This is a genomic window from Roseomonas sp. TAS13 (genome assembly GCF_001950415.1).
In the GTDB taxonomy this organism is placed as follows: domain Bacteria; phylum Pseudomonadota; class Alphaproteobacteria; order Acetobacterales; family Acetobacteraceae; genus Roseomonas; species Roseomonas mucosa.
This window is the reverse complement of the sequence record NZ_BDLP01000270.1, coordinates 1-6075: the sequence shown is the minus strand read 5'-3', so window position 1 is coordinate 6075 and position 6075 is coordinate 1. Positions and strand designations below refer to the sequence as shown.

At 73.0% G+C, this 6075-nt stretch carries 10 protein-coding genes; 6 read left to right on the top strand and 4 right to left on the bottom strand.

The window, feature by feature from the left end; genetic code table 11:
• Both ROTAS13_RS17730 and ROTAS13_RS17725 read right to left on the bottom strand, forming a co-directional pair.
• Window positions 1-241: hypothetical protein (locus ROTAS13_RS17730; RefSeq protein ID WP_139323411.1), on the bottom strand; the 241-nt coding region annotated here is incomplete at its 3' end.
• Window positions 238-1026, bottom strand: a complete 789-nt coding sequence (locus tag ROTAS13_RS17725) for an ABC transporter ATP-binding protein (RefSeq protein WP_171979140.1) — start codon at window positions 1024-1026, stop codon at window positions 238-240. The genes ROTAS13_RS17725 and ROTAS13_RS17730, both read right to left, overlap by 4 nt.
• 148 nt (window positions 1027-1174) lie before the next feature.
• Here ROTAS13_RS17725 and ROTAS13_RS17720 point away from each other — a divergent pair, with 148 nt between their 5' ends.
• From ROTAS13_RS17720 to ROTAS13_RS17695, 6 genes are all read left to right on the top strand, one after another.
• Window positions 1175-1738, top strand: coding sequence for an arylesterase (locus ROTAS13_RS17720; protein ID WP_338129626.1), 564 nt, complete (start codon window positions 1175-1177; stop codon window positions 1736-1738).
• 118 nt (window positions 1739-1856) lie between these two features.
• Window positions 1857-2393, top strand: coding sequence for an RNA 2',3'-cyclic phosphodiesterase (gene thpR, locus ROTAS13_RS17715; RefSeq protein WP_026033206.1), 537 nt, complete (start codon window positions 1857-1859; stop codon window positions 2391-2393).
• A 70-nt stretch (window positions 2394-2463) separates the two neighbouring features.
• Complete coding sequence (locus ROTAS13_RS17710) at window positions 2464-3183, top strand: NAD-dependent deacylase (RefSeq protein ID WP_058389024.1); 720 nt, start codon at window positions 2464-2466, stop codon at window positions 3181-3183.
• Window positions 3150-3749 (top strand): uracil-DNA glycosylase family protein, encoded by a 600-nt coding sequence (locus tag ROTAS13_RS17705; protein ID WP_075822996.1) that lies wholly within the window; start codon window positions 3150-3152, stop codon window positions 3747-3749. Before ROTAS13_RS17710 ends, ROTAS13_RS17705 begins: the two co-directional genes overlap by 34 nt.
• Complete coding sequence (locus tag ROTAS13_RS17700) at window positions 3746-4795, top strand: hypothetical protein (RefSeq protein ID WP_058389026.1); 1050 nt, start codon at window positions 3746-3748, stop codon at window positions 4793-4795. Before ROTAS13_RS17705 ends, ROTAS13_RS17700 begins: the two co-directional genes overlap by 4 nt.
• Before the next feature lie 89 nt (window positions 4796-4884).
• Window positions 4885-5106, top strand: a complete 222-nt coding sequence (locus ROTAS13_RS17695) for a hypothetical protein (RefSeq protein ID WP_019461217.1) — start codon at window positions 4885-4887, stop codon at window positions 5104-5106.
• 64 nt (window positions 5107-5170) lie between these two features.
• On the opposite strand, the gene ROTAS13_RS17690 is transcribed toward ROTAS13_RS17695, so the two are convergent.
• Both ROTAS13_RS17690 and ROTAS13_RS17685 read right to left on the bottom strand, forming a co-directional pair.
• Window positions 5171-5587 carry a metallopeptidase family protein gene (locus ROTAS13_RS17690; RefSeq protein WP_019461216.1) on the bottom strand — a complete coding sequence of 139 codons (417 nt, stop codon included), beginning with the start codon at window positions 5585-5587 and terminating at the stop codon, window positions 5171-5173.
• 33 nt (window positions 5588-5620) lie between these two features.
• The coding region (locus ROTAS13_RS17685; protein WP_253187704.1) for a glutamate--tRNA ligase family protein at window positions 5621-6075 on the bottom strand (455 nt) is incomplete at its 5' end.

Sequence of the window (6075 nt, the reverse complement as noted above, 5' to 3'; positions counted from 1 at the left end):
CCAGGTCGCCACCCAGGAGGCGCGCGCCATCGGCCGCCAGCCCGGTTTCCACGGCGGCGCGCAGCGTGCCGACGGCGGCGATGGCGGCCACGCCCAGCGCGAGGCAGGCGAGCACGATCCGCAGCCCCTTCACCCCGCCGCGCAGCTCCCGCCGCGCCAGGCGCCAGGCCAGGGCCAAGGTGCCGGCGGAGGGAGCGCTCCCGGCCAGGGCGGCGCGCTCCGGGAAGGCCGAGGCGCTCATGCCGAGGGCGATCCCGCCACGCCGAGGTCCAGCCCCGCCCCGGCGCGTGCGCCAGCCCCGGAGATCGTGGAATGCCGCCCATCCCCGGCGCCGGTGTCGGACACGATCCGCCCATCCTCGATGCGCACCTGCCGCTCGCAGCGATCCGCCAGGGCGGGATCGTGGGTGATCAGCACCAGCGTCGTGCCGAGGCGCCGGCGCAGGCCGAAAAGCAGCTCCATCACCGCCTCCCCGGTCGCGCGGTCGAGGTTGCCGGTCGGCTCGTCGGCCAGGAGCAGCGCGGGTTCCCCCACGAAGGCCCGCGCCAGGGCCACGCGCTGCTGCTCGCCGCCCGAGAGCTGGCCGGGATAGTGGTCGAGACGGTGGCCGAGCCCGACCTCGCGCAGCGCAGCCTCCGCGCGCTCGAAGGCATCGCGCCGCCCGGCGAATTCCAGCGGCACGGCCACGTTCTCCCGCGCCGTCATGGTGGGCACGAGGTGGAAGGCCTGGAAGACGATGCCGATCCGGTCCCGCCGCAGCCGCGCCAGCGCATCCTCGTCCAGCGCGCCGAGGTCCTGGCCCGCGACGCACAGCATGCCGGAGCTCGCGCGCTCCAGCCCCGCCAGCAGCATCAGCAGCGAGGTCTTGCCGGAGCCGGAGGGACCGACGATGCCCACCGCCTCCCCCGCCCGGATGGCGAGATCCAGCCCCTTGAGGATGTTGACCGGTCCGCCGCTGGCAACCACGTTGAAGGTCACGCGCTGCGCCTCGATGAGAGGTCCGGCGGGGGGCGAGGAGGAGGTCATCATGTCCGGCATCGCCCAGAGATTGTCCCGGCGCGCTGCGCTGCACAGGGGGCTCACCCGTTTCGCATTGTGTCTGGCCGCGCCCATGGCGCTGCCGCTCCTGGCCGTCCAGCCGGCCCGGGCGGCGGCGAAGCCCATCAAACTGTTGATGTTGGGCGATTCCATCACCGCCGCCTATGGCCTGTCGCGGGAGGATGGGCTGCCCGCGCAGCTCCAGGCAGCGTTGTCGCGGCCGGACCGTCCGGTCCAGGTGATCGACGCCGGCGTGTCCGGCGACACCACGGCCGGGGGGCGCTCCCGGCTCGACTGGGCGCTGGCCGATTCGCCGGATGCGGTGATCGTGGCGCTGGGCGGCAATGACGGGCTGCGCGGGATCGAGCCCCGGGACACCGAGGCCAATCTCGCCGCCATCCTCGACGCGCTGAAGGTACGCAAGGTCCCCGCCCTGCTGGCGGGCATGCTGGCGCCGCCCAATCTCGGCGCCGATTACGGGCGGGAGTTCTCCGGCGTCTTCGCCCGGCTGGCCAAGGCGCATCCGGAGGCGGTGTTCTACCCCTTCCTGCTGGATGGCGTGGCCGGGGACCCGGCCCTGAACCAGGCCGACCGCATCCACCCGAACCCTCAGGGGGTGAAGGTGCTGGTGGCGAGGATGCGGCCCGCGGTGGAGGCGCTGATCGCGCGGATTCCCACCGGCCCTTCCGGCGAAGGCTGAGGGAGAGGGAGGGAGACCGGGCAGCCAGCAGCCGAGACCGACGCACCAGATGCCGCCGCGGGGCCGCCGAGGCTCGCGCACGACCACCATCCCGACGCCATGGGGGCTTTCCGATCCGATGTTGCGACTGTTTGTGGCTCTCGCCCTGCCCGAATTGCTGCGCGACCAGCTTGCCGGCCTCGCCGGCGGTATCCCCGGGGCGAAATGGGTGCCGCCCGGCAACTACCACCTGACCCTGCGCTTCATCGGCGCCATCGAGCGCTGGCGGGCCGAGGAGGTGGACGAGGCGCTCGCCGCCATCCGCGCCCGCCCCTTCGACCTGTCGCTCTGCGGCGTCGGCACCTTCGAGAAGGCCGGGCGAATCCAGAGCCTCTGGGTCGGGGTGGAGCGCACCGAGGCGCTGTCGCACCTCCAGGCCAAGGTGGAGACCGCCCTGCAGCGCGTGGGGCTGGAGCCGGAGCGCCGCCGCTTCGCACCGCACATCACCCTGGCGCGGGTGGACCGGGCGGAGGTGCCGAAGCTCGTCTCCTATGTCCAGGCGCACAACCTGTTCCGCGCCCCGCCGGTGCGGATGGAGCAGTTCACGCTCTTCTCCTCACTGCTCGGCAAGGAGCACTCGGTCTATACGCCGGAAGTGGAGTACGCCCTGGCCTGAGCGGCGCGCCCACCGCAGCGTGACCTCGGGCCCGCTTGACGGGCGGCGAGGCGCCGTGCCCCAAACGGGCATGGCCTCCCCGCCGAAGATCGTCGTCCTCACCGGTGCCGGCATCAGCCGGGAATCCGGCCTGTCCACCTATCGCGACCGGGATGGAATCTGGGCCAGGGTCCCGCTGGAGGAAGTGGCCCAGCCGGCGGCCTTCGCCCGCGATCCGGCCTGGGTGCATGAATTCTACAACGCCCGCCGTGCCCAGCTGCGCGAGGTCGAGCCCAATGCCGCGCACCGTGCCCTGGCGGCTCTCGACGCGCGCTGGCCGGGGGAGTTCCTGCTGGTCACGCAGAACGTGGACGGGCTCCACGGCCGGGCCGGTTCCCGCCGCCTGGTGCAGATGCACGGGGCGCTGCGCGAGGCACGCTGCACCCGCTGCGGCACGGTCACTCCCTGGGACGAGGACCTGTCCACCGCGACCGCCTGTCCTGCTTGCGGCCAAGCGGGCGGCCAAGCGGGCGGGATGCGGCCGAACGTGGTCTGGTTCGGCGAGATGCCGCTGCACATGGGGCGGATCGAGGCGGCGCTGGAGGAATGCGAGCTCTTCGTCTCCATCGGCACCTCGGGCAGCGTCTATCCGGCGGCAGGCTTCGTGGCCGGGGTGCGGAACCGTGCCGACACGCTGGAGCTGAACCTGGAGCCCTCTGCCGGGTCGGATCTCTTCGACGAGGCCCGGCACGGCCCGGCCACGCGGCTGGTGCCGGAATGGGTGGCGGAGGTCCTGGCCCGTTGGACCTGAAACGGGCGGAGACCGAGGCCCGCGCCTGCACCCTCTGCGCGCCGTGCCTGCCGCTGGGGCCGCGCCCGATGCTGCAGGTGGGCACGCGGGCGCGGCTGCTGATCACGTCCCAGGCCCCGGGTACCAAGGCGCATCTTTCCGGCATCCCCTTCCGGGACGCCTCTGGCATCCGGCTGCGCGACTGGCTGGAGCTGGACGAAGAGGTCTTCTACGACCCGGAGCGCGTGGCCATCCTGCCCACCGGCTTCTGCTATCCCGGTCGCCTGCCGCGCGGCGGGGATGCCCCGCCCCGGCCGGAATGCGCGCCGCTCTGGCATCCGCGCCTGCTGCCGCTGATGCCGGAGATCCGCTGTCGCCTGCTGGTGGGCAGCTATGCCCAGCGCCTCGTGCTCGGGCCGGGCAGCCTGGCCGAGCGGGTGCGGCGGCACGAGGACTTCCTGCCCCACTACTTCCCCCTGCCCCACCCTTCCTGGCGCACCCTCACCTGGGCGGCGAAGAACCCTTGGTTCGAGGCCGAGGTCATCCCCCGGCTGCGCCAGGTGGTGCGGGAGATCCTGGCGGGATGAGCGCCGCCCCGGTCCCGTCCCGTCCCCGCCGGCCCTGGGCGGAACCGGCCCGCCCGAGGCTGCGGAACCTCCTGCTGGCCGTGCCCCTGTTCCTTTCCACCGGGGCGGCGAGCGCGGAAGGGCTGAGCGGGGCCGAGGCCACGGCCTTCCTGGCGCAATCCGTCTGCCTGGACGGCGCCGGGGCGCCGATCCCCGGCCGCCTGCCCTTCGAGCCCGGCTGCGACCGCCGCCGCCCCGCCCGGATCGAGGAGGTGCTGCCATGGCGCAAGACCGACTTTCCCGACAGCGGCGCCGCGCTGGCCCGGCCGCAGGGCTACATGGCCTCCGACGCCGTGGTCGGGCGGCTGCTGGGCCGTCCCGCCATCATCCAGACCTTCGACATCGGCGGCGGCTTCCAGGGACATGAGTTCGGCCGCTTCGAGCCGGATGAGGGCGGGCAGGCCGCTCTGCTCAGCCCGGGCCCCAACGGGGTGGAGGCGGGTTTCGTGGTCACGCAGGACGGCGGACGGCCCGGCGTGCTGCAATGGTTCCTCTCCCCGGCCTGCCGCCCCGGCGCACCCCCGGCCCCGGCCTGGCTGGCCTTCGCCGGAGAGGTTCCCGACGGCCGCTGGGCGGAGCGGATCGCGCCCATCAACATCGCCGCCGCGCCCAATGCCTGCCCGCGCGATTTCGGCCGCGCCCTGACCCGCTGGCGGCGGGCACGGATCGCCCTGCCGATGCGCTGGCATGACGACCCCACGCCCAGGAGCCTGCCGGTGGAGACGATCGTCTCCGAGCACTATGCCCGGCCGGAGATCGCCGCCTCCGACCACCTGGAACGCTTCTGGTTCGCCCGCGACCTCGGCATGGTGCGGTGGGAGCGCTGGAACAACGGCGCCTTCCTGGCCGACACGCCGGAACGGGGCCGCTGGTTCGCACGCACCGGCCGCTGCGGGCCGGTCCCCTTCTCGGAAAGCCCGGGCTCCGGCTGGGCGCTGGTGGATTGCCGGACATGGACCAACTTCTCCCGCCAGGGCGGACGCGTGGCGCCATGGCCGCTTCCCTGACGGCGGGGGTCATGAGCCCGGAGGCGCGGCGGAAGGGAGCCAAGTGCCCCCTGCCGCGTTACCGGAACATGTCTCCAGGGAGAACAGGCATGAACAACCCGAAGAAGCCGATCGACCACAGCGCGGACTGGGAGCACGCGCAGCGCCAGAACGAGCGCAGCTGGGGCGACGACCCGAACCTGCCGAACGAGGGGCAGGAGCAGTCCGACCGGCAGAAGCAGGAACGGACCGACGAGGATTACGGCATCGGCAAGGAAGGGACCGACCCCCGCCGTGACGAGGCCGGGCGCTCGCCAAAGAACCCGGTCTGAGGAACAGGGGGCGGGTGCTTGGCTCCGGCGCCGGGCTCCCGGCCCGTTCCGGGGCGGGGCGGCGTCAGCCCGGCGCGGCCTCGTCCCCCTCGCCTTCCAGCCGGGCGATTTCCTCGTCCGAGAAACCGAAATGGTGGCCGACCTCATGGATGATGACGTTCCGCACCAGACGGAAGAGATCCTCGCCGGTTTCCACCCATTCGACCAGGATCGGCTCCCGGTACAGCGTGATCATATCGGGCTCCCGCGGCAGGTCGCCGGTGGAGCGTTCCGTCAGCGGCACGCCGCGGTACAGGCCGGTCAGCTCCCAGGGATGCTCCAGTCCCATCTCCTCCAGCGTCTCGTCGTCAGGAACCTCCTCCACGGCGATGGCGAGGTTGCGCACGGAGACGCGCAGCTCCTCCGGCAGGGCACAGAGGGCGGTTTCGGCCAGGCTGGCGATATCCTCGGCCGAGGGCGGCGTGGTGTGGTGCGGAACCATGCGCGGAGGGGGGACATACTTCCCCCCATCCCGTCAAGCGGCAGGCGTCGCCCCTCCTGCCGGGGAGCCTTCCGCCAGGGCCAGGATCTCCCGGGGTGACAAGCCTTCCCGCAGGAGTTGCCGCACCGGCTTCGCGCCGTCCCGCTTCGCCAGCCGCTTCCCATCTGGCCCGAGAAGCAGCGGGTGGTGGGCGTAACGGGGTTCCGGCCAGCCCATCAGTGCCTGCAGCAGCCGGTGGATGTCGGTGGCGGCCCGCAGGTCCTCGCCCCGCGTCACCAGCGTCACGCCCTGAAGCGCGTCGTCATGCGTGACACAGAGGTGGTAGGAGGCCGGGGCGTCCTTGCGGGCCAGCACCGCGTCGCCGAAGCGGGCCGGGTCGCAGCGGACCCGACCATGTCCCTGTTCCGCGTAGGAAAGCGGGCCATCCAGGGTGGCAAGGGCCGCCGGCATGTCCAGCCGCAGCGCGTGCGGCTCCCCGGCCGACAGGC

Coding starts and splice junctions, on each gene's coding strand:
- ROTAS13_RS17725 (WP_171979140.1), bottom strand. CDS start 1,026: ATGACCTCCTCCTCGCCCCCCGCCGGACCTCTCATCGAGGCGCAGCGC.
- ROTAS13_RS17720 (WP_338129626.1), top strand. CDS start 1,175: ATGTTGGGCGATTCCATCACCGCCGCCTATGGCCTGTCGCGGGAGGAT.
- thpR (WP_026033206.1), top strand. CDS start 1,857: ATGTTGCGACTGTTTGTGGCTCTCGCCCTGCCCGAATTGCTGCGCGAC.
- ROTAS13_RS17710 (WP_058389024.1), top strand. CDS start 2,464: ATGGCCTCCCCGCCGAAGATCGTCGTCCTCACCGGTGCCGGCATCAGC.
- ROTAS13_RS17705 (WP_075822996.1), top strand. CDS start 3,150: ATGGGTGGCGGAGGTCCTGGCCCGTTGGACCTGAAACGGGCGGAGACC.
- ROTAS13_RS17700 (WP_058389026.1), top strand. CDS start 3,746: ATGAGCGCCGCCCCGGTCCCGTCCCGTCCCCGCCGGCCCTGGGCGGAA.
- ROTAS13_RS17695 (WP_019461217.1), top strand. CDS start 4,885: ATGAACAACCCGAAGAAGCCGATCGACCACAGCGCGGACTGGGAGCAC.
- ROTAS13_RS17690 (WP_019461216.1), bottom strand. CDS start 5,587: ATGGTTCCGCACCACACCACGCCGCCCTCGGCCGAGGATATCGCCAGC.